We start from the raw sequence: 21,943 nt of genomic DNA, 5'->3' as shown, positions 1-21,943 counted from the left end.
CCCGTGCGACAAGCAAAAATTCTTAATCCATCTTTAACTTTATAGCTTTTGTCGCAATAAATGTTTTAATATGCTTATCTAATATCCTTGTTCCACCAAAATCATCCTCAAAAAAACCTGTTATAACAAAACCAGCTTCAACTTGGCCTTGGACTTGGTCTTCTAAAGTATGCGCATATTCTATTGTTTGATTTGAATCGATGTAATCTTGAACTTCATCCTCTGGTAAATAATCCAATGTTGATGAAGGAATTGAATGTTTAACATCAAGAATACCTTTTTGTTCTTGGTTATCATCAAAAATCCATAGTAACGGATTTGTAAATCCAGCAATAAGAATACCTTTATTCTTTAAAACCCTAGAAACTTCATTCCATACAAGATGAACATCTTTTACAAACAAGTTAGAGACAGGATTTACAACAATATCAAAATATTCATCCTCAAAGTCACCAAGGTCTGACATATCTCCTTGTACGGTTTTTAAAGTCAAACCATCCCGTTTTGCTACCTTTTCATCTTGTTCCAATTGCTTCTTAGATATATCAGTAACTGTTACATCTGCTCCAGCAGCAGCTAGAACAGGTGCTTGTTGTCCGCCACCTGATGCTAAGCAAAGTATCTTTAATCCATCTAATGACTTTGGAAACCACTTTCTAGGAACTGATTTTTCCGTAGTGACTGTAATCTCCCATTCACCTGATTTGCTTTTCTCAATAACCTCGCTACTTACAGGCTGCGTGTATCTAGAACCTTCTTCAACCTTCTTATCCCATGCATTACTGTTTTGTTGTGTAGTATCCATTGCGATTAGTCCTCCTAACGATCTAGTTGCATTCAATGTGTAAGCTTAATGCTTTCCTTTTTCTATTAACCTGCCTAATAGTTCATACATAGTTGTCTATATTTACATTAACAGATAAATGCAAAAATTACTAAAAAAATTCTAAAAAGACAAAAAATTACACATCTATTCCATTCATTTAAACTAATCATAGAATTGTTAACTTTTAAACAACTCACTTCCACATAAAAAAAGCATTCCAAACCTGTTGACAGTTGGAACGCTTTTTTATGTTATTTAATTTTTCAAGCTTTTAACTAAATCGATTAAACAAATAAGTTACGCTTTTTCTTTTTTATTCAGCAAGAGTTAACTGCCAAGATACACCATACTTATCATTTAACCAGCCAAACTTTTTACTAAACGGATAAGAACCTAAAGGCATAAGAATTGCTCCATCCTGCGCTAGTTTATGAAAGACCGTTTCAATTTCTTCTTCTGTCTCACAAGTTACATAAAGAGACATAGCTGGAGTGAATGTAAAATTATGATTTACATAACTATCAATACACATAAACTCTTGGCCATTTAGCGTAAAAGTTGCATGAATTACAGTTCCCTCTTTACCAGGTCCATTTTCATCGTAGCGAGAAATACTTACAATTTCTGATTGATCAAATAGCGACGTATAAAAATTCATCGCTTCCTCAGCTTTGCCCTCAAACATTAAAAACGTAGTAATTTTTTGATTTGCGTTACTCATATGGAGACAGCCCCTTGTTATGTAAAACATACGTCACTCAAAAACAGAACGTATATTCCTATGAATATATTGTCTATAAAAACGATGAGTTTGTCAATTATCTACTTTATTATTTCTTCTTAAATAATGCTGTCCAAAGAAATGATTCTCCAAACATTTCTTTCGGTTGTTTCATTTGTTTCATCCTTCTAATCTCAATTACCTCAAATTCTTTAAATATCTCTCTTAACTTTTCTTCCGAGTATGCAAGACCACCTTGTAGACTCCATTCTCTATATACGTCCCAATCTGTTATTTCTGATCCATTTCGCTCATCTAAATCGCCTGCTGCAAAACATGTTAATCCGAAATAACCACCCGATTTTAATGAGTTTTTAATTAAATCCACATAATTTATTCTTCTATGCGGTGGAATGTGATGCAAACAGCCCGAATCATATACAAAATCAAATTCGTTTTGAACCTCTAAATTAAAAATTGAATCACAAATAAAATGAATTTCTACCCCTTTTGCCAATGCCCTCTCTTTTGCCCAGTTAATGCCTTCTACAGATAAATCCACTGCTGTTACATCAAATCCTTCATTCGCTAGATAAATTGCATTTCTACCCGGACCACATCCAAGTTCTAATACTTTCCCTTTTAAAACTCTCTCTTTTTGTATATAAGAAACTAGATTCTCATCTGGAACATTTTCAAAAAACGGAACATCCTTTTCTCTATTCTCATAAAACTCATTCCAAAATGGTTCAGCAGGTCTTAATAATGAATCAAGCATTTTTAAAATATCTTCTTGTGTGTGTAACGTTTCAGTTTTCATTTTTACCCTCCACATTTTAATAGTCAGAAAATTATTATATATCTTTTTGAACTTTCAAACAAAGAAAAAACTCCTACATTCAATAGGAGTTTTTTCCTTTAAAATCCAAGTATAGCTAACCATTTTAACAACTTCTCTTCTCGTACTTTCAAATAATCATGTTCATATTTACCCATCCGTATTTCACTAACAATTTCTCCGTCTGCCAAAAAAAGAACTCTTTCTGTTTTCGCTGCTACCTATACAACATGAGTCACTTAAGAAGGTTACTTTGCTGAAAAATAAAGCCGATTTCGTTAAGGGATATTTTTGCTAACGCCTCTTCTTTCATACATGATATTTCTTTACTATTCACTTTCACACTTCCTGATGACATTTGATCCATTCCACTAATATAATATAATAACGTCGATTTCCCTGAGCCAGAAGCTCTCATGAACGATACACACTCTGCTTCATTTATCTTTAAAGCTATATTTTTTAGTAATTCGAAATTTCTACTTCCATCTATTGAGTATTTTTTATTTAATTGCTTTACTTCTAAAATTTTTTTCAAATTACACACCTCCTACTCTACTTTTAGCTTTCTTGCTTCCCTTATAAAATCCATATCTATGATCAACTTCTGCAATCATAATTACAAGTACCATTATTATTCCAGCTTTTACAAAAACACCTCTCCAAACTTTATCGACTTGGTATTTCTCTACGGCCTTTGCACGACGCACGATAGCTTTTCTAATTTTTCCTTTCTTTAAATTAGCTATTCTCCTAACTTCACTTTCTATTCAAAGGATTATTTTGTTAAAAAATTCATTTTGATTTATAACCGCTATCTTTTTCTTTTATTTTCCATTAAAATTAAGTAAAACTATTTTGATAACATAGGAGAAAGCTATGAAGCATAACATCAATCTATGGTCCTTTATTTGTTCTTTAGTTTGCGTTGGGCTATTCCGTTTATATTTTGAAATTCCACTTGAACTATTCAAATTTTTCACGGATTTATTACACATTCACCCTTTGTTTATATTACTAGTTTTAGCAATAGGAACTTTTTTTGCTGCCATCATAGGATTTTCTAAGATGAATAATTGGATTGCGATGCTTAGAAGTGTAGCAACAGTCTTACTAACATTGGTATTATCAGTGTTTTTAACACTAACTTTGATTGTTGGCTATGCATTAAGTTAAACATCGTTCTTCGTGAATAAAACTCAATATTCCGTTAATAATATAGATAGGCAATAGCCAAAACTCATTTAATGAAATCCCTAACCTTTCTCCTTTCCCCTTGGAGAACCAAGCAGTTAGCTTTTGCTGGCAGCTCTTTTATTTTCTGCAATTGGTTACACTTACCTGATGTTTTTAACGTAAAATTAAGTTACGATATAAAAGAATAAAATATATTTGGCTGTTATACCATTACCCTAGGAAACTAGGGTTTTCATTTCCATAAAATTAAATTTTTGTTAAAAATAACAAACTTTCAAAGCTACTGAATTGTAAATATAAAAACACGACAGTAGACAAAAGACTTTGCAAAGAGTGCCTTTACAAGGCGCTCTTTTTTTACATATACTTATCAAATAGTGTTTTTGTTTAAAATAAATGCTCTAAATAAATTAGATACATTTACCAGTATGTTTACCACAACATTCATGTTAAAATCCCTTGTGAGTACGACATAACTCGAACTTATGAAGCCTTGCAGCTATTATCGCGGGGCTCTTTTTTTAATTTAATTAACGGTTTTGTTTAATTTTCTAACTTTTCCCCCACTTAACATCCGTAAATTCACATATAATAAAAATATAGTTGCGGCATTTTATTATTAGGAGGTGTAATTATGTCATTTGCAGTATGGAGTGCAATTTTTATGACTTTGATCGGAGCAATGTCCGGAGCAATATTTGGTACAATCTCTTCTAGAAATAAGAACAAAAGTACGAACTAAAAAACCTAATATTAAAATTTAATATCTATTTCAGTGCCAGCTGATACACCCTTGACATTTCAGCTGGCATTTTCTATTTAAATAAGGGTTTTATTAAAAACTCACATGGATATATTATCCAATTCTTAATTAATATATTAGGAGTGTTAGTAATACTAAAAATAATAATGATTTTGTTATACATCTGTTTCGGAATAAGTGCAGTTTTTAGATTAATAAAGGAATTTCAAAAGCCACAGAAAAAACAGTTCTTGATTTTAGTTGATTCTCTAATTTTGATAGGAGCAATATTTTTAATGGCTAGTTTCTTTATCTAAATTACATAAAAAAACTCCCAGTGAGTGAAGCAGCTAGCAAAAGCTAACTGCTTTTTAATTACAATTACTAGTTTGTTTAAATTCACCTTAATTCATATCAAGTTTTCTTAACATTCTCTTTAATAACCTTATAATATAATTAAACTATTTGTATGAGAGGTGATTATTATGAACTGGAAACAAAAATACAATCCAAAATATCTCTTTTACCGAATGTATAGTTATATTTATAAAGCCCTTGATGATATATCATGGTCCTTAAAATAACGCTTTTGTTCACTTTTTTGATACATTTACGAAACATTCATGTGTTATCTTCATTAAGTTCTTTTCTTTTTTAATGTCGTGTGAGATATACCAACAGAGGAAGCCCTAGATCCCCTAATCCTAGGGCTTTTTTTATAAGAATTTTATACAATTTATTATTTCCACCAACTTTTCAAATTGTATATACATAATATAAAATTTTTATGTTGTTATATTTTTTGATGGCTTCTTATCTTTCCGTAAAAGGCCCTTTTTTCAAATAACGCTTTTGTTTAATTTATATTTAAAAAGTTCCTTTTCATAAAGACTTCCCTTATATGCCATACTCATTCTTAAATAATTGTATAAGGAATGTTAAAAATGGATGATAGATCGTCAAGACAATGGAAATTGCGACAAAAGTTAAGAGCACTGAAAACAAAAAACAGAAATGATACAAACCCTTTGTTTAATGAATGCCTTGAATCCCTAGGAAACGAAACTGTCATTTTCCCCCAAGAAAAAAGCCAGCAGATTGCTACTATTTTAATGAATTTATTTCCTATAACTGTCTCTGGAAGAATAGATTGGGAACAGATAGATAATCAATTCATAGCTTCGAACAAAGAACAACTAATTTCCCTTATTAGAGCAAACCAACTAGATTTTGATGAACAGATTTTTATAATATGGGATAACTATGAAATCCCTGTAGTAAGTACAAATCTTGATAAAGTATTCCAATCACTAGTTGACGTTGATGCAGTCAGTTTTTATTACTGGCTATTAGACAAAGAATATAGATTCGTAATTGAAGTAAATGATGAAGAATTGATTAAAGTTGGGTTTCGCTAATACTCTAAGCATATGAAGCTAGTTCCCTTCATTCGATAATATTTTCTTCGTCACCACCGCTATTATTATCATTATGAAACTAATAGCTAATATAGGTAAATAAATTTTCGTACTGAATCCTTCAAACATAAAACCATATACGACTTGCCCAATTGGTGCCATACATTGAGATACCGCTGTTATAATTGCCATTACTTTTCCTAGATTTTCATTTGGTGTTTTCTTTTGGACTACAGTAATCACATAGATGGATACAATTGTCATAATCATTGCGATTAAAAGAAAAGAAAGTATAAAGAGGATAAATGGTGGATAGTATCCTAAATTAAGAATAAACGGTGTAACTGATAGTGCCACTGGTATTACTAATAAAGCTATGATAAGCATCCAATTATATAATGTTTTCGTCTGTAACTTTTTAGCAAAGAAACCGATTGACAATGCACCTAATATGGTAGCAAAATCAATTAACCCCATTCCAATTCCATACATCGTATCGCTACTCTGCATAGTTACTCGTAACATAATAGGTCCTCCAACAACAAATAACGGTGTCAAAATTAAGTTTAGTAAAGCTGCAAGTAACATAGCCTTCAAAATAAAAGGTTGCTTTAAAACATAAAGAAAACCTTCTTTCATATCTTTTACAATTATCGGTACGATATGGCCTTCCTGTATTCTTTTTATAAATGGTATTGTAATAAACATTTCTAAAATTGCAGATAAAAAGAAAGCGAGACAACTTATTATTACGAGCATTTTCAAACCAATTATGCCGTATAATATTCCTCCTAGTACAGGTGCAACTATATTAGATAATGCTTGCACACCATTTACGATACCGTTTGCTTGTTCTAACTTTTTCTCTGGAACTAATTGCGGAATACTCGCCATTACAACTGGTGAATACATTGCACTAACGACTGCTAGTAAAAACATAATTGTTCCAATCAATAAAATAGATACCGATTCAGTTAATAACAAAACTATAAAACTTAATACAATAGCAGCGTTTATAAAATCAAAAATGACCATTACATTACGGCGGTTGAAACGATCTGCTATTGCTCCGCCAAGAGGTGCTAGCAGAAACGGAATACTCGTTACTGCATATAACCCTGCGAATATATCTGCACGCCCTGTTATATCTAGCACATATAGTGAGAGAGCAAAACGTAATAGTGTTGAACCTAAAATAGTAATAATTTGACCACTTACCATTAAGTGAAAATCTTTCAAGGAAGATTGAATACTTGCTGGCATCCTCGTCACATCCTTCATTTAACCTAGACCGACTGCCGGTCGATAATACTCAAACAGAAAATCACTATTTCTGTTTAATTAAAACCTCCATCATATAATCAAAAGATCCCTCTTTCGCTCCGACAGATGCTTCCATCATTTTGATATAAGCTTTAGCTCTGTTTATCATTTCTTCAGGTTTCCACTGGAATAAACCATCATCAAATATGACTTGCGCTGAGGAAATTAACAGTTCAATCGTTTCTTGTGGGTACGAGGTAGAAAATATGCCTTCTTCTATTCCTTGCTCTAAAACTTCCGTTAATACAGGAGATAAATGTATAATGGATTGCACTAAACTTTTCTGATGCATTTCTGCATTATTTGGTTGATGGAATTGTTCAATCATTTTTTCTTTTACATCTCCTGATTTTGGTGATTGTTCCATTAAAATTTTAAATAACTTATCTAAAACTGGAATATCGGGATTGGAGACAATCCTTTTCGCCTTAGTGACATCCTCTTTAATAATCCTCATAATGATTTCATCCATTACTTCCTCCTTCGACTTAAAATAATGATAAAGCGTCCCCTTTGCTATACCAATTTCTTTTAAAATGTCATTCACGGTTGTTTTCGTATAACCTTTCGTAAGAAACAAACGCTCAGCTGTTTCTAAAATTTCCTTTCTACGCTCCTCATACTCCTTTACAATTCGCATTCAAGTTCTCCTTCCCACTAGACCGACTGTCGGTCTATTAAAATTATATGTATAGTTAGTAAAAAGTTTCCTATTATTGTATATACAACATCCCACTTTCTATTTCCTTTATAAATTTTTATTTTTTAATGTCCGCTCAATTTGTTTAAAACGTATCTCATTTTTCTTATCGTCACCTTTCATTTTAGGAAAAGAACGATGCCCTCCGCTTGATCCTATTTTTCTCGATTCTTCATCCAGACGCACAATACTTTGTAGTTTTTCAGCTCCTTCACCACCAGTCAGCGCATCTCCTTTACATCGATGACTTCAAAAAATGACATTTGATTCATACGATACGGTTCCCCCTCCGTTCAATCTATGTATTTATCAATGGAGTATTTTGTTGAGTTCCAATATGTAATATTGCATATTTCGCACTTTTAATTTTCGCACATGCGATAATTTATTTATAAAAATATAAATTATTAATAAGGGTGATTTATATGAGCAACTTCCGAAAGAAGATGATTAAATATTCGCAAACATTTTGGGGATGCTTAGCATTTGGTGTATTAATGTTTGCTATCTTCTTAATTACGGATTTAACAGATGCATCTTTAAATACATTAGGCTGGAGAGACTGGCTAGGTTCTGTAGCAGGCGCAACCATTTTATCTGTTGGGATGTTTACTTTAAATAAATTGAATTTAAAATAAATATTCGGTCAATACTGAATGTAGGCTGTATGCCAACATTCATTTAAAGTAGTCTTCTCTGTATCTCCTTGTATTGAGCAGTTAGCTTTTGCTAGCCGCTCTTTTATTTTGTTCCGGTTCTTGCCCTATCTACTTTCCCCCAATAAGTACACATATCTATTCCCCATTGCTACAAAATGAAATCTTTATTTTGTTTTACGGATCGCTTCTTCAATTAGCCAAGATACAATATTAAAATCATTAGCTTCACCCTTTAAAGATGTTCCCTTCCAAAAGTATTCTTTCATCACTTCAAATAATTCTTCAACAGCTTCAATTCATCTCATATTCATTTTCCCTTTCTCCCAAATAACTATTTTGTTTTACTAATTAGCTGATTAATTTCACAAACACCTTTTAAACATTCCATGTTTCTTCACCTCTTGAATATTTTTCAAATAAAAATACATACTATTTTCAAGCCGCCGTTTCCACGGCTAATACCTCTTTCTTTTGTTACAGCAAAAGCAGGTAGGTTCTTCACTTATCTGCTTTCTCTGTATATTTTTTAAGAAATCGAAAATAATACCAACAAGCTGTTTGAACTAGCAGCTTCACTCTTCTCGCAATGGGGATGCAAATTATCACAATTAGCTAACTCATTGAACTCACTGGCAGACAACCAAAATCGTTGTCTGCTTTTTGTATGAGATTTTTCGTTTTACATATACTACTTTTGAACCTGCAGACCAATACGAGCCATTTTGGTGCTTGGGATTTCCCTTCCGGGGATAAGTATTTTTTACTTATCCCTTTTTTGTATAGACACGTATATTTAGGGTAAAACTAATTACAAGCAGATTTTCTGTTTATGCGTAGTTCTAAACAAGATTACTTTTTCTCCTATTAAAGGACGGCAGGTACGACTGCTAGTCCTTTTTTCTTATTTCGCATGCTGTCCCTTCTGGTAACTTCATTCTTCATTACCTTCATCATCATAGTAAGCAATTTACTAATAAGGATGGCAGTTGTGCCTCTTGAGTTCCCCATCGAACAAAAAGAACAAATTATTTTTCCAGTTTCCAACGATCGTACCCCAATACGAGTTAAATTCTTCATAAACTTCTCTTGTCCCCTTTCGATAATTGCGGAACGTGTAATGAAAATACTCGCTCACTTTAATACCTTTTCTTTCAACCAAAGTGTTCTGCCGAAATAATAGACATAATAAGTTCCGTTCTCTTTTGCTACTGCATAACATTCCCGTACCGTTTGAATATGTTACAAATTGCTTTCTCTCGATTTTTCCGCTTAAATATTTTTCATGCATAAGTTGCACTTGTTCTTGAATTGCGACATGGTAGTAATACCCTTGCTCTACTGGTTTTGGACTATAAAATTTCCTTTATAAATTTCAAATGCGGTGAATGAAATTTTTGTTTTTTTCTTGCCATCTTCCTTGTTGTATACAAACAAAAAAAGAGCCACAATATTTTGCGACTCTTTTACAATTATAACTATTTAACGGCCACGTCTTTGCTGACCTTGCTTTGTACTACCTTTTTTATTACTTGGCTTATTAAATGATCGGTTATTTTCATTTCTAGAACTATATCTCGAACTATTTCTTGAATCACTTCTCGAGCTATTTCTCGAATCACGTCTTGATTCACTTCTTGAACCTTCGCGGCTATCTCTTTGACGATTTTGACCTGATTTCTTTGGAGCCGGCTTTGGTACCGGTTTTCCATTTTCATCTACACGTTTTATCTTCGGTTGTTCGATTATTTCTCTTTGTATTGGTGCACCATGCGTTTTTTCAATTTCTTCTAAATGTTTTTCATCTTTCGCTGCAACGAACGTAATTGCAAGACCTGATCCACCTGCACGTCCTGTTCGGCCAATGCGGTGAATATAACTTTCTACATCTTCAGGGATATCAAAGTTAAATACGTGCGTTACACCATCTACATCAAGTCCACGAGCTGCTACATCCGTTGCGATTAAGTACTGAATTTTAGCTTCGCGGAAACTCTTCATAACTCTTTCACGTTTCGCTTGAGGTATATCACCATGAAGTTCAGCACAATTATAACCTAGTCCTTTTAAATTATCATAAAGCTTACTTGCTCTAACCTTTGTACGACAGAAAATAACTGCTAAAAATGGCTGATCACGATCCATCACAAAACGAAGTGCATCTGGCTTTGCACGATCTGTTGTCTCAATGACACGCTGCTCAATTGTATCTACTGTTACTTCTTCACTTTGTACTTGAATCATTTGCGGCTCATCCATATAACGCTTCGCCAATTTTTTAATATCTTTTGGCATCGTTGCTGAGAATAACATCGTTTGTTTACTACCAGGTGTCTCATCTAAAATATCTTCAATATCATATAAGAAACCGAAATAAAGCATTTGATCCGCTTCATCTAGTACAATCGTTGAAAGATTACTTAAATCAATTGTTTCACGTCGTATATGATCTAATAATCGTCCTGGTGTTGCAACAACAATATGTGTATTACCTTTTAATTTTCTCAATTGCTGTGCTACATCTTGCCCACCATAAATAGCTAGTACATTAATATCTTCTCTTTGAACAAGCATTTTTTTAATTTCAGTTGTAATTTGCAGAGCTAGTTCCCTTGTTGGTGCAACAATTAAAGCCTGAACATCACTAGACTCCGGATCGATTTTTTCTAAAATCGGTAACACGAATGCTAACGTTTTACCCGTCCCTGTTTTCGCCTGCCCAATAATATCTTTACCTGACATAATAACTGGAATTGCCTTCTCTTGAATTGGTGTTGCTTCTGTAATTCCATTTTCACGTAATGTATGATTAAAAGTTTCACTAATTCCTAATTCTAAAAAGTTTTTCAAATAGACCACTTCTTTTCCTTATTTTTCACATTAGCTTTCATTGTACCATTTGTTTCGCCAAATATGAAAAATAAAAAAATTCTTATCTTCTTTTTTTATATTCATCCTGTACTAGATGAACAAATTCTTTTTGCTTTTTCTCAGATTTTATTAATGCTTCCATGTTAGTAGAAGACAAAATGAACTTCTTAATTTTTCTATTACTCCAAATTAAACCTGTATACTTCGGATCTTCATGTAGATTTCGAAACCACTCTAATTCACTTAATTTTGCGATATGGTGTTTCAATTTCATGTCATTTCGAGGATAAAACAAAATAACATTTGCTATTACATCAAATAACGAACCCATCTTCTCCCCCCTATACTCTTGCTCAAATTATATATATTCTTCTTTATATATATATTTCAATTTTACCGAAATATAATGTTACTAATTTGGTTGAAATCGCAAAATATATGAACTAAAAAACCGATCTTTTCGATTTAGGAAAGACCGGTTTTCATTATTTTATAAAGTAAGCTTTCCTCCATGATAGCAATAATACTGCGCTGCTTTAAGACTTTTAATCTTATTTAATGACTCTTTCGCTTTTTCTATATCTAAACAAAAATTCGGATTAGCTATAACTAACTCTCGATTCTCTTGAACCGCTGCGTCTCCTGTAATTACACAGTCTAAATTCGGAAAATATAATGAAATATGCCCCGAAGTATGTCCTGGCGTCGCTACTATTTGACATTCATTATTCAAAATCATTTGACCATCATGTACTTTTTCATCGACGGAAATATGTTTTATATTTTTTAACTGTTGTATAAACCATTTACCAAATTCTTTTTCTTCATTTGGCATACGTTCTAGCATTTTTTCAGCTTGAGCCAACCTCTCTGATTTTATATCACCACTAATATAGTTAGATTCAATTTCACTAGCAATAATATTAATTTGAGGATATTTCAATTTGAAATCATATAAAGCCCCTAGATGATCATCATCATAATGGGTAATAATTATATTCTTTAAGTTTTTCATCTCATATCCATGTTTTAATATTGCATTTTCAATTAAAGGTAAAAAGCTTGGATATCCTGTATCGACTAACGTTAATTCATTATGTACTATAATTAAACTTGGATAAATACATTGTTTTTGCCCATTAAATTCGAATTCAATTGGTAGTTCTATTATTTTCATTTTTCTTCCCCCATACCGCCTATTCAATATTTAATAATAACCACTTCGTCCACATACATTTTACTATACATATTAAAAAATTTTTATCAGTATTTGTTTTAATGTTTTTTATTGGTTAATTCTATTTTTAAATGTGGTATATTATATTTTATATCTATTTCTCATATGTGTTAGCAAGTTCGTTTGTAAAATCATATACAGGGTTTTCACTCTTAACCTAAGCTGATCCTTTTTATAAATGAATTTAACCCTTATTGGACAAGTATCCGTTTCGTATTATTAAAAAAATGAATATCCTACTAATAGCTATTAGCTAATTGATAGGATGGGAGATGTTTTTTTGTCTGAACGTTGTAAGAAGTGTGGACATAGACTTTGTAACTGTAGTTGTCATAAAGAATGCAAAAATTGTGTACAAAAGATTGTTATTGAGAGCGCAACAAGTGTATTTTCACCGGCTTTCGGGAATTTTTATCAGACTAACTTTATTACATTGGTCAGGAATCAACCTATGCCTTGGAATGCTACTGGGCAGACAGCTGGTGGAGTAAATCTTGACTCTGATGGAGTGACTATCCATGTTACTCAAGCTGGTTCATACTATATTGATTACTATGTAAGCGTGAATTATAATCCCGATACTCCTGGCGGTGACAGGGATTTGGGGTTATTCATAAACGGGGTGGAAGTTCCCAACAATCAAACGCGATTTGGGGTTTCTGATTACGAAGCCGATCGCAATGGTTGTGCCACTGTTTCTGGTGGATCTATTGTATTCATCCCAGCCAATGCTACTGTTCAATTGAGAAATGTATTAGATGAAATTATAGACACTTGTGATGGTCGAAAACTTGCAGCATCGATTAATCTAATTAAATTATCCTAATACTCTTTTCTTAAATACCATATTAATTGGAAGTATAATATATTATCTATAAGTGATAAAAGCGCCCTTGAGTGGGTGCTTTTGCTGTTTACAAATATTTCACCTATTGAATTTTCTTCCTAAAATATAAATTTACCATTATTTATCTAATATAAATAGTTTTCGATATTGTAAATACCCTCTTTTTTCCAGCTGAAATATACAAATGAAGTGAATCCCCCAAAACGAGATATAGAACAAAACACCCAAACTACTTATTCTGATTATTCTTTTTCAGATAGATAGTTTATTTTTTTGAAAACCGTATTTTCATATGTAATAAAAGAGACATCTCCTTAAATTAGAAATGTCTCTTTTAAATTAATAAAACAAATTTAGTTGTATTTCTTTATTTTGAAAAGTTTCTTCATCAATAAATTATACATTTTCAGTGCTTGTACTACAACTTGTCGAGTATAAAATTGGTATACCGCATATAGCATCTTTCATTACATCACGAAAAACTTTTGCAGCGACTTCTGTGAAAGTTTGGCATAGATTAGAAATATCATCATTAAAAAACTGAATCACTTTTGCAGCAAAAACCGGAAAAACAACATTCGCTCCACCTGGGAACTGCGGCTGCACAACAACTTGCTCAAAATACAAGTTGCTTTCTAAAGCTACTTGAAAAAGGTGTGCAATTTCAAAAGCGTCTAAAGGACAAGGAATTTGGTTTACAATTCCATCCCCAATAACACTAACAACAATAGTTACATTTACATTGCCAAATTGCACTGTAGGTTTAAGAAGTGTAGCTAATGCAATCGCTTTTTCAAAATCCGTAGTTTGTACTAAAATAATAAAATTTCCATCAGTCGGTATTAGCGGACCTACTGTTACAGTTGGATCAGCTCCTACCGAATTTCTAAGTTCATTAAAATATGTGATCCATGGCGGTGAAAGTTGAGGTTGTACACGCTCGTCCATTCTTTTTCCACCTCCTTATACAATTCTTAATACTATAATATGGAAAAAATCTAATAGTGCATTAGATATATTTATTATTTTTTATAGCATTTTCGTATCAATTTGAGAATTTTGTGTTTTTAGAAAACCTTTTAGAAACATTTACCCATTTATTGTACGTCAATAATATAGTAGTGAAAAATTTACAGGTGAAGGATATAAAAAGAACAAGGTTGCTAGTTTATTAATTGTAAAAAAATGTCACGTTACATGAATAAGCTTCATTTGCAGTAATATACCTTTACTATTATGTACCTTATATCGCAGCGATTCACTGATAAGACGTACAATCCCTATCCTTTTAGAAGTAATTAAAACCTTTGGTGAAATCATCTTTAGATAGATAACGTTTGCAAGTTGTTTGATTTAACAAATACTACTTACATACTATGTAATAAAACAATGTGAATCATTGCATAACAAACATTATATTATTTTGAACAGGTAATCCCCTATTTTTATGGAAATATATAATAAGAAAAACAATAAAATTGATTAATCTCTCACTTCTTTGTCCATCCTTTTAAAAAATCTATGTTTTTGTAAAAGGAGTGTTTTTATGGAGAAACAGACACTTTGGAAAAAGTTCAAAAAAAGCTCTGTAAACCTCGGTAAATCCAGCGTATATGAAAGTATTATTTTATTCTACACGATGAAAAAGAAAGACTTACCTACTAAAGCGAAATTCGTAATATTAGCTGCTTTATCTTATTACGTATTAACAATCGATTTCATTCCAGATATAGCTGCTATTATTGGGATTGGCTTATTAGATGATGTTTTAGCAATTGCTGTAGCGCATAAATATGTGATGCGCCATGCAGATGCGGAAATTCGAGAGAAGAGCAAGGTAAAAATGGAGTCATTATTTACTTCAGCACAAGCATAATTAAACTAACAGTCATTTATCTACCTTTTTACTTTCAAATAAAGCTAATTGTAATTAATGATATCTCTATCCACCTCATTGAATATTAACCTTCACCATGAGAGCATTGCAGAATAAATTCCTAAAAAGCAAAAGCATTTCTCTTAGCGCTCAAACCGTAAACAAATAGAGTGTCAGCACTTGTTCCTAAGTTCTGACACCCTATTATTTATTCTTATATTTATCTGTTATGCAGTTGATTTCTGTAGAGGAATCAAAACAATAATAGTGCAGATAGTTTATACAGTTGCATGCGTCCCCTTATACAAAACTGCTATTGCCACTGCTATAAGGATCATACCCATAAAAGCCGGTGCGGCATGACCAAGCGATACATAGATTTTCCCTCCAATAATAGGACCAATCATTCTTGCTAAAGCTTGAATAGATTGGCTACCACCTTGAATCCTTCCTTGTTCATTAGAACTGACAGACTTTGAAAGCATCCCGTTGAATGAAGGCCCGAAAATTGAATCCCCAAAACCAAACATTAGCATTCCAACGATAAGTAGTGAAGAGAGTGAAAATAAAGCTGATGCTGCAATAAAACTGTATCCTATAATCTCCGAAAACATCCCAAGAATTGCTATTTGTTTATCACTAAGCTTGATTAAAAGCTTTGGCATGATAAAACTTTGTGAAACAATGTCTTGAAAGCCCAAAATTGAAAACATAAGTCCGATTAATGCAGGTTTCCAACTGAAAGTATCCATTGTAAATTGCGTGAAAATTGCTTGTAAAGATCCGTTAGGTATCCAAAGTAAAAACGCTGAGACAAGTAACCATTTTAAATTTTTCATAGAAAGTATGTTTGCTAGCTGTGCAAAAGGATTCAACCTTACAAAAGTAATCTCTTTCAATCTATTATGTGTGTCAAGGCTCTCTGGCATATATTTCATCCCATATACAACATTTAATAAAGTTATGATTGCTCCAAAATACAAAGGTACAGTAGCACCAAACTTAGCAAGTAATCCTCCAAGGGTTGGGCCAATGATGGTTCCCGCACCTACAACTGCACTCACCCATCCAAAGTATTTCGTTCTCTGCTCTGGAGGGATGATGTCTGCAAAATATGCGAAGATAGTACTTATGCTCCCGCCTGTTATTCCTTCTATTATGCGTCCAGCAAACAGTACCCATAAAGCTCCTCCTATACCAAAAACTAAGTACCCAATTGCAGAACCAAATAAGCATATTAAAAATAATGGACGACGCCCATATTTATCGCTTAAAGCTCCGAGTACTGGGGCAGCTAAAAACACGCAAGCCGCATATACGGAAGTTAGTAGTGTAACAACTAATGCTTGTTCTTCTGGATTACTTATATATGGCTGTACTAAGAATGGAACTACAGGCATGATGATACTGAAACCTATACCACAAAGAAATACAGAAATAAGTCCGAATAGTAAAGCATGTTTATCTATGCTTTTTTCAGTTTCCCTTTCATTTTGTGATCTAAATATAGACATTTAACTTCTCTCCTTAAAATATTTTGTTTCTTTGTCAACAAAATAATAACCCCACTTTGTTGATTAGTCAACAAAAATAAAATAATAAAAAAGCAGCCTATTCTCATTAAGAGTAAGGCTGCCATTTCATTATTAAAATGTATTACGATTTAATATGTACACCTTGTTTCTTTATTTCTGCATCCAAATGTCTACTATACTTTTCCACGAAACGAATTATACTGTCGAATTCTTCTTCAGTTACTTGCTCAAATACAGCTTTATCCCGCTCTTGAAACTCTTTGTGCAGATCTTCATGGATTTTATAAATTTCTTTCCCTTCTTCCGTAAGCCTAAAATAAATTTCTTTCTTATTTTCTGACTTTTGGTAGCTTTCAATAAGGCCTTTTTGTATGAGCTTCTTAGTCATTCTACTTATAGCACCGCGAGTCACATAAAAAGCCTCTGCGAGTTGTGTCACGTTAGAATCTGCATTGTTTTCAATATATTCAATGCAGTGAACTTCAGAAGACTTAAAACCTTTAAGACCTTCTTCCATCTTATCTTTATTAAGCCAAACCAGCTTATTATATAATTCCCTGAAACCGTTCATGACCTGTTCTTCTTTATTCATGACCTGCCCTCCTCACCGCTCATTAGCACATTAAAACTATTATATTAAATTTCTGCTTATGTTTCGACAATATTGAAATAATTATTGTAACATTAAAGATATGTGTAAAAATAGACGCTTAAATAAAACAATTCATTAAACAGCAAATTCTGCAAACTTATTGCTACTTACAGTAAACGGTAGACAAAAAGTAAGAGCTAAGATCATTTCTCTTAGCTCTTCTTTTATAAAACTATTTCACTTCATTAGCGACAAAAAAGTGCTCACATACACTTGATATGCGCTGTAAGTCCACGTTCCCACCAGATATAACCGCTACTACTTTTTTTCCTTTTATATAGCTATCAACTTTCCCTGCAAGCAGTGCAGCAGTCGCTAATGCACCCGCACCTTCTACAACAGCTTTCCCACGTTGTAATAAATCTTTCATCGCTACTTCCAGCTCTTTTTCTGATACAGTTACAATATCATCTACTAATTCTTTTACAATTTCAAATGTTAATTCCCCTGGTATTTTAACTGCGCAACCATCTGCAATAGTAGGCGCCTCATAATGTTCTACGATTGCTCCTTTATCGTAAGATGCCTTCATTCCATGAACATTATCTGCTTGGACACCAATTATATTAATGGATGGATTAAAAGATTTTAATGCTACAGAAATACCAGAAATAATTCCGCCTCCACCGATTGGTACAATGACAGTATCAACATCCCACATATCATCCAGAATGTCTAATCCAATTGTACCTTGCCCAGCCATTACCTCTACATCATCATATGGATGTAAGTATGTCTCACCTGTTTCCCTTATAATTTCTTCACATTTTACCTTTGCATCATCAAAGGTTTCACCATGTAAAATCACTTCAGATCCATATCCTTTAGTTGCTTCCACTTTCGCCTGAGGTGCAGAAATTGGCATAACAATTTTACTCTTAATACCAAGTAAATGCGCTGATAATGCAACTCCTTGCGCATGATTACCTGCTGAACATGCAATTACACCTCTTTCTTTTTCTTGATCCGTGAGCTGCGACATTTTATTAAATGCACCACGGAATTTAAAAGAACCTGTTAATTGCATATTTTCTAATTTCAAGTGAATTTCTCCGCCCGTTTTACTAGTCAAATAAAAAGATTTTACTAATGGCGTTTTACGAGCATTTCTATCTAGAATGTTTTGAGCTTTTTTAATATCGTCTATATGTAATGGTAGTTTTTTAGTTATCATACTAACACCTCTTCCAATGATCTATTCCTAAGTTTTCGTAAGTCGCAGCTCCTTTATACGAAACCATCTATATTAAGAAAAAGCCTTTATATATGTATTCCACTCTATAATACACACATTTGTAAACAATTTAACATCCTCTTCATATCGCGTTCTTTATAATGATTTAAACATGCAATTTGAATCCAATTATTCTTTTGTAAATAGGATGACTCATAATGAACGATGTATCCTTGTAATGCTAATGCATCGCCTACTACTTTAGAAGAATGATCTTCGCTTAATACAATAGTAAGTATAATTGGCGCGGCATGTTCTTTAGGTGAAACAAGCTTCAAACCCATACTAGTAATAGCTTCTTCAACATAATCATATGTCTCTTTAATTTTTACAAATGCCGTTTCATCTTCAAATCTCTTCAACGCTTCTTGCAATGCATAAATTAAATTCCATGATTGTGAGTATGGAATGCTTTTATTTTCTTCATACATGCCAATGTCCATATAGGCCGGCACAGCCTCGTTTATTTGTATAATGTGGTTATGAAAAACGAAAGAAATTCCTGTATATGATCTAATCGCTTTCCCGCTAACACCACTTGCAAAATACACGTCCTTCAAGTCTAACGAAATTGCTCCAATTGAGCTTATGCAATCTACACATAGTTTTATTTGATTTCCTTTACAAAGAGTATTTAGCTCTTCTAAATCGTTTAACATTCCAGTAGATGTTTCATGATGAACAAACCAAAGCCATTCATACTTTCCAGTTGTCATTATTTCTTCTAATTCGGTATAAATAAACGGCTCTCCCATTTCTTTTTTATACGTATCAAAATGTAACTGTGAACGTGTTGCATGCCCAACTAATCTATTACCAAATTCCCCATTTGTTAATACTAGTCCTTTCCCTGTTAAAGATCGTAACTGTAAAGCAATCGCATCATTTGCTAATGTACCCGTTCCTAACATAAGTTGTACCTGTTTTGCTTTTGTCATGTAAAGTAACCGTTTTTTCACATTGTCCATCGTCACTTGAAATGACTTAGAGCGATGCGAAATAGGCTTAGTACAAAATGCCTTTCGAACGTTCTCTTCAATGTCTACTGGACCAGGTAAAAAGGTGTATTCTTTCGTCATAATACTTCCAACACTCGATTCTTCAAACATAGCAGGGGTAACATACATTGGCTGGAAAGCTGCTTCTTCTGTACCAACTAACGTATGGAAAGCTTTGAATCCCATTTGCTCATATAAAGGGAGTTCACGCGTTGTAGCAGAAATGAGTGCCAATTCATATCCGTTTAGAAGCAAATAACGATGTAGAAAACGAATTAACCCTAACAACGCTCTTCCATTTCTATATTCACGTTCTACTGAAAGTAACCGAATTTCATACACTTTTTCTCCATGCTCTTGCAAATAAACATCTAAATTTGAAATTTTATAATCTAACGAAAATGGTCGTTTTCCCCGCACTGCGACCATACCTACTAATTTATCCTCATCTAAACAAATTAAATATGTATTTTCTTCATGAAACCGATCTATACGAAAGCGGTCTTTCGTTTCTTCATGTTGCGGAATCTCTTCTACAAAAGTTTTATAATTCAATTTATGTATACTTTCAAATTCCCAATCTTGATCAGCAACTTTATAAATTAACCCCATGCCTTATCTCCTTTATCTATTTAATAAAAAATGATAAGTGGAGATTCCCCCACTTATTAAAAGTTCACTTTATTCTCGATTTACATATAGAATAAGTACAATAATTAGTCCACTTAAAATAGTCGTAACTATCGAGTAAGAATACATAATCATACAAACTGGTAAACAAGCAATTGTAATTAGCCCTGGCTTCGTAAACCCTTTAAATATTAAATAAAATACAATAAAAATGCCTAAGAGGGTAAGCGCTATCAAATAATCAAATGCGATTAGTCCTCCTATAAATGTTGAAATACCTTTACCGCCCTTGCCTTTAAATAAAACTGGGTAAATATGTCCAATAATAACGGCCAATAATGTTAACATTACGAATGTAGGATCTTCAAAAAGATATTTTGCTACAGCAACAACGATTGTCCCTTTAATCGCATCACCTAAAAATGTAGCGATGAAATACCCTTTTCCATATACGCGCCCCATATTTCTTGCGCCAGGATTTCCGCTTCCTTCATCCCTAATATCAACGTTATGTCTCAATTTTGTTACTATATAAGCGGTCAATATGTTTCCAATTAAATAAGAAGCCACCAAATATAAAAACTGCATACTATTAATCATGTAATCATTCACTTTCTACATGGGATTACATATACAATATTCAATTACTACGTATATTGTACGTGTTTAACATACATCCCTTCATACATTTTAACATCATATTTTTACAAATCATACAAAAAATCTCATATACTATTTTTAAAAATATATATCCCTCATTAAATAATATGTTCCTTTCACTGCCATTTCTGATTGTGATACAAATGTAATTTCTTTCATACTTTCTTCACAGCAGTTCTTAAATACAGCATATATTTCAGGTACTAAACACAATATGCTACCACTTACTGCAATTGGAGTTGAGCGCTTAAATTGCATCTTGTTATAAACATCTACCGTAATTCTTGCTAATTCCTTTCCAGCTCGCATTATAATTTCATGCGCATCATCATTGCCATTTCTCGCTTCCTGAATAACTAATGGTGCGATTGCTGCAATTTTATCTTTAGAAGAAGTATATACTAAGCTTTTTATATGAGACGGTGTCAAAAGTTGAAACTGCCTTTGAATATTCAAACTCAATGGACAAAGGCTGATTCCTTGATCGAATTGAATTGTCATTTTCTTTAAAGCTTGTAATGCAATCCAATATCCGCTCCCTTCATCTCCTAAAATATGTCCCCATCCACCGCTATACTGATATGCTTCTCCTTTCTTTCCTATACAAATTGCACCTGTACCACCTATAGTTAATATTCCATCCTTACCTTTTAAAGCAGCTGCATGTGCGATCATTGCATCATTAAAAATTTCAATTTTTGTTCCGTATTTCTTTTTTAAACGTAATGTTAATTCATTTGTATTCGCTCCGCTTATACCAGCTAATCCTAAACAAATACAAACGCAATGCTCATTTATTAAATTCTTCTGGCATTGATTAATTGCTTCCATAATATGCAAAAGCGCCTGATCAAAATCTATTAATACATTTCCAAATCTGCTCGTACCTCTTACAACTTCATTTCCATTTTGATTAAATGCAATTGCCTCTGTCTTCGTTCCCCCACCATCTACTCCAATCATATACTTCATATGTTCGCCT

23 protein-coding genes and 1 pseudogene are annotated in these 21,943 nt (G+C 32.9%); 5 read left to right on the top strand and 19 right to left on the bottom strand.

The genetic code is table 11. From position 1 onward, the window contains the following. Positions 1 to 22: 22 nt before the first annotated feature. The 5 genes and pseudogenes from ACTJJY_RS15575 to ACTJJY_RS15555 all read right to left on the bottom strand — a co-directional run bounded on the left by ACTJJY_RS15575 (position 23) and on the right by ACTJJY_RS15555 (position 3,110). Entirely contained in the window at positions 23 to 805 is a 783-nt protein-coding gene (locus tag ACTJJY_RS15575) for a class I SAM-dependent methyltransferase (protein ID WP_440605912.1), read from the bottom strand. A gap of 334 nt (positions 806 to 1,139) precedes the next feature. Further along, entirely contained in the window at positions 1,140 to 1,547 is a 408-nt protein-coding gene (locus tag ACTJJY_RS15570; protein WP_000063589.1) for a VOC family protein, read from the bottom strand. Between the two features lie 109 nt (positions 1,548 to 1,656). Next, entirely contained in the window at positions 1,657 to 2,367 is a 711-nt protein-coding gene (locus tag ACTJJY_RS15565) for a class I SAM-dependent methyltransferase (RefSeq protein ID WP_440605911.1), read from the bottom strand. Positions 2,368 to 2,465: 98 nt separating this feature from the next. After that, positions 2,466 to 2,923 (bottom strand): annotated as a pseudogene (locus ACTJJY_RS15560) (ATP-binding cassette domain-containing protein). A 1-nt stretch (position 2,924) separates the two neighbouring features. Then, positions 2,925 to 3,110: a DUF3983 domain-containing protein gene (locus ACTJJY_RS15555; RefSeq protein WP_440605952.1), complete on the bottom strand. Its 186-nt coding sequence runs from the start codon at positions 3,108 to 3,110 to the stop codon at positions 2,925 to 2,927. Between the two features lie 154 nt (positions 3,111 to 3,264). Between ACTJJY_RS15555 and ACTJJY_RS15550 the strand changes: the two genes are divergently transcribed. Then, complete coding sequence (locus ACTJJY_RS15550) at positions 3,265 to 3,561, top strand: hypothetical protein (protein WP_098126153.1); 297 nt, start codon at positions 3,265 to 3,267, stop codon at positions 3,559 to 3,561. Positions 3,562 to 5,268: 1,707 nt separating this feature from the next. After that, positions 5,269 to 5,742: a CDI toxin immunity protein gene (locus ACTJJY_RS15545; protein WP_149149578.1), complete on the top strand. Its 474-nt coding sequence runs from the start codon at positions 5,269 to 5,271 to the stop codon at positions 5,740 to 5,742. 18 nt (positions 5,743 to 5,760) lie between these two features. Here ACTJJY_RS15545 and ACTJJY_RS15540 read toward each other — a convergent pair whose 3' ends face one another. The 3 genes from ACTJJY_RS15540 to ACTJJY_RS15530 all read right to left on the bottom strand — a co-directional run bounded on the left by ACTJJY_RS15540 (position 5,761) and on the right by ACTJJY_RS15530 (position 7,951). After that, on the bottom strand, positions 5,761 to 7,005 hold the full coding sequence (locus tag ACTJJY_RS15540; RefSeq protein ID WP_440605910.1) for an MFS transporter: 1,245 nt from the start codon (positions 7,003 to 7,005) through the stop codon (positions 5,761 to 5,763). Positions 7,006 to 7,069: 64 nt separating this feature from the next. After that, complete coding sequence (locus ACTJJY_RS15535; protein ID WP_440605909.1) at positions 7,070 to 7,705, bottom strand: TetR/AcrR family transcriptional regulator; 636 nt, start codon at positions 7,703 to 7,705, stop codon at positions 7,070 to 7,072. A gap of 108 nt (positions 7,706 to 7,813) precedes the next feature. Continuing rightward, positions 7,814 to 7,951, bottom strand: coding sequence for a hypothetical protein (locus ACTJJY_RS15530; protein ID WP_440605908.1), 138 nt, complete (start codon positions 7,949 to 7,951; stop codon positions 7,814 to 7,816). A 239-nt stretch (positions 7,952 to 8,190) separates the two neighbouring features. Here ACTJJY_RS15530 and ACTJJY_RS15525 point away from each other — a divergent pair, with 239 nt between their 5' ends. Further along, positions 8,191 to 8,403, top strand: a complete 213-nt coding sequence (locus ACTJJY_RS15525) for a hypothetical protein (RefSeq protein WP_440605907.1) — start codon at positions 8,191 to 8,193, stop codon at positions 8,401 to 8,403. Between the two features lie 885 nt (positions 8,404 to 9,288). Here the strand turns inward: ACTJJY_RS15525 and ACTJJY_RS15520 are convergent. From ACTJJY_RS15520 to ACTJJY_RS15505, 4 genes are all read right to left on the bottom strand, one after another. Further along, entirely contained in the window at positions 9,289 to 9,432 is a 144-nt protein-coding gene (locus tag ACTJJY_RS15520; protein ID WP_003270556.1) for a hypothetical protein, read from the bottom strand. Positions 9,433 to 9,903: 471 nt separating this feature from the next. Next, positions 9,904 to 11,280: a DEAD/DEAH box helicase gene (locus ACTJJY_RS15515; protein WP_440605906.1), complete on the bottom strand. Its 1,377-nt coding sequence runs from the start codon at positions 11,278 to 11,280 to the stop codon at positions 9,904 to 9,906. A gap of 73 nt (positions 11,281 to 11,353) precedes the next feature. Continuing rightward, a complete protein-coding gene (locus ACTJJY_RS15510; protein ID WP_440605905.1) occupies positions 11,354 to 11,623 on the bottom strand; it encodes a hypothetical protein in 270 nt (89 codons plus the stop codon). 159 nt (positions 11,624 to 11,782) lie between these two features. After that, a complete protein-coding gene (locus tag ACTJJY_RS15505; RefSeq protein WP_440605904.1) occupies positions 11,783 to 12,469 on the bottom strand; it encodes an MBL fold metallo-hydrolase in 687 nt (228 codons plus the stop codon). A 325-nt stretch (positions 12,470 to 12,794) separates the two neighbouring features. Here ACTJJY_RS15505 and ACTJJY_RS15500 point away from each other — a divergent pair, with 325 nt between their 5' ends. After that, complete coding sequence (locus ACTJJY_RS15500) at positions 12,795 to 13,355, top strand: hypothetical protein (protein ID WP_440605903.1); 561 nt, start codon at positions 12,795 to 12,797, stop codon at positions 13,353 to 13,355. 417 nt (positions 13,356 to 13,772) lie between these two features. Here the strand turns inward: ACTJJY_RS15500 and ACTJJY_RS15495 are convergent, their stop codons facing one another. Then, complete coding sequence (locus tag ACTJJY_RS15495; protein WP_440605902.1) at positions 13,773 to 14,324, bottom strand: hypothetical protein; 552 nt, start codon at positions 14,322 to 14,324, stop codon at positions 13,773 to 13,775. 598 nt (positions 14,325 to 14,922) lie between these two features. On the opposite strand from ACTJJY_RS15495, the gene ACTJJY_RS15490 reads away from it, so the two are divergent. Next, positions 14,923 to 15,252 carry a YkvA family protein gene (locus ACTJJY_RS15490; RefSeq protein ID WP_440605901.1) on the top strand — a complete coding sequence of 110 codons (330 nt, stop codon included), beginning with the start codon at positions 14,923 to 14,925 and terminating at the stop codon, positions 15,250 to 15,252. A gap of 278 nt (positions 15,253 to 15,530) precedes the next feature. Here the strand turns inward: ACTJJY_RS15490 and ACTJJY_RS15485 are convergent, their stop codons facing one another. From ACTJJY_RS15485 to ACTJJY_RS15460, 6 genes are all read right to left on the bottom strand, one after another. Then, entirely contained in the window at positions 15,531 to 16,766 is a 1,236-nt protein-coding gene (locus ACTJJY_RS15485; protein WP_440605900.1) for an MFS transporter, read from the bottom strand. Between the two features lie 142 nt (positions 16,767 to 16,908). Beyond that, positions 16,909 to 17,379: a MarR family transcriptional regulator gene (locus tag ACTJJY_RS15480; RefSeq protein ID WP_001030896.1), complete on the bottom strand. Its 471-nt coding sequence runs from the start codon at positions 17,377 to 17,379 to the stop codon at positions 16,909 to 16,911. Positions 17,380 to 17,611: 232 nt separating this feature from the next. Then, positions 17,612 to 18,613, bottom strand: coding sequence for a bifunctional threonine ammonia-lyase/L-serine ammonia-lyase TdcB (tdcB, locus tag ACTJJY_RS15475; RefSeq protein WP_440605899.1), 1,002 nt, complete (start codon positions 18,611 to 18,613; stop codon positions 17,612 to 17,614). A 104-nt stretch (positions 18,614 to 18,717) separates the two neighbouring features. Next, positions 18,718 to 20,283: an aminotransferase class V-fold PLP-dependent enzyme gene (locus tag ACTJJY_RS15470; RefSeq protein WP_440605898.1), complete on the bottom strand. Its 1,566-nt coding sequence runs from the start codon at positions 20,281 to 20,283 to the stop codon at positions 18,718 to 18,720. 69 nt (positions 20,284 to 20,352) lie between these two features. Further along, positions 20,353 to 20,901, bottom strand: coding sequence for a glycerol-3-phosphate 1-O-acyltransferase PlsY (plsY, locus tag ACTJJY_RS15465; RefSeq protein ID WP_440605951.1), 549 nt, complete (start codon positions 20,899 to 20,901; stop codon positions 20,353 to 20,355). 138 nt (positions 20,902 to 21,039) lie between these two features. Next, positions 21,040 to 21,933, bottom strand: coding sequence for a BadF/BadG/BcrA/BcrD ATPase family protein (locus tag ACTJJY_RS15460; protein ID WP_440605897.1), 894 nt, complete (start codon positions 21,931 to 21,933; stop codon positions 21,040 to 21,042). Positions 21,934 to 21,943: the final 10 nt, after the last annotated feature.

The sequence above is a fragment of the Bacillus sp. 22475 genome, from assembly GCF_052044835.1.
Taxonomy (GTDB): Bacteria; Bacillota; Bacilli; order Bacillales; family Bacillaceae_G; genus Bacillus_A; species Bacillus_A cereus.
Note: the sequence above shows the minus strand (reverse complement) of the source record. Positions and strands in the feature narration are given on the sequence as shown.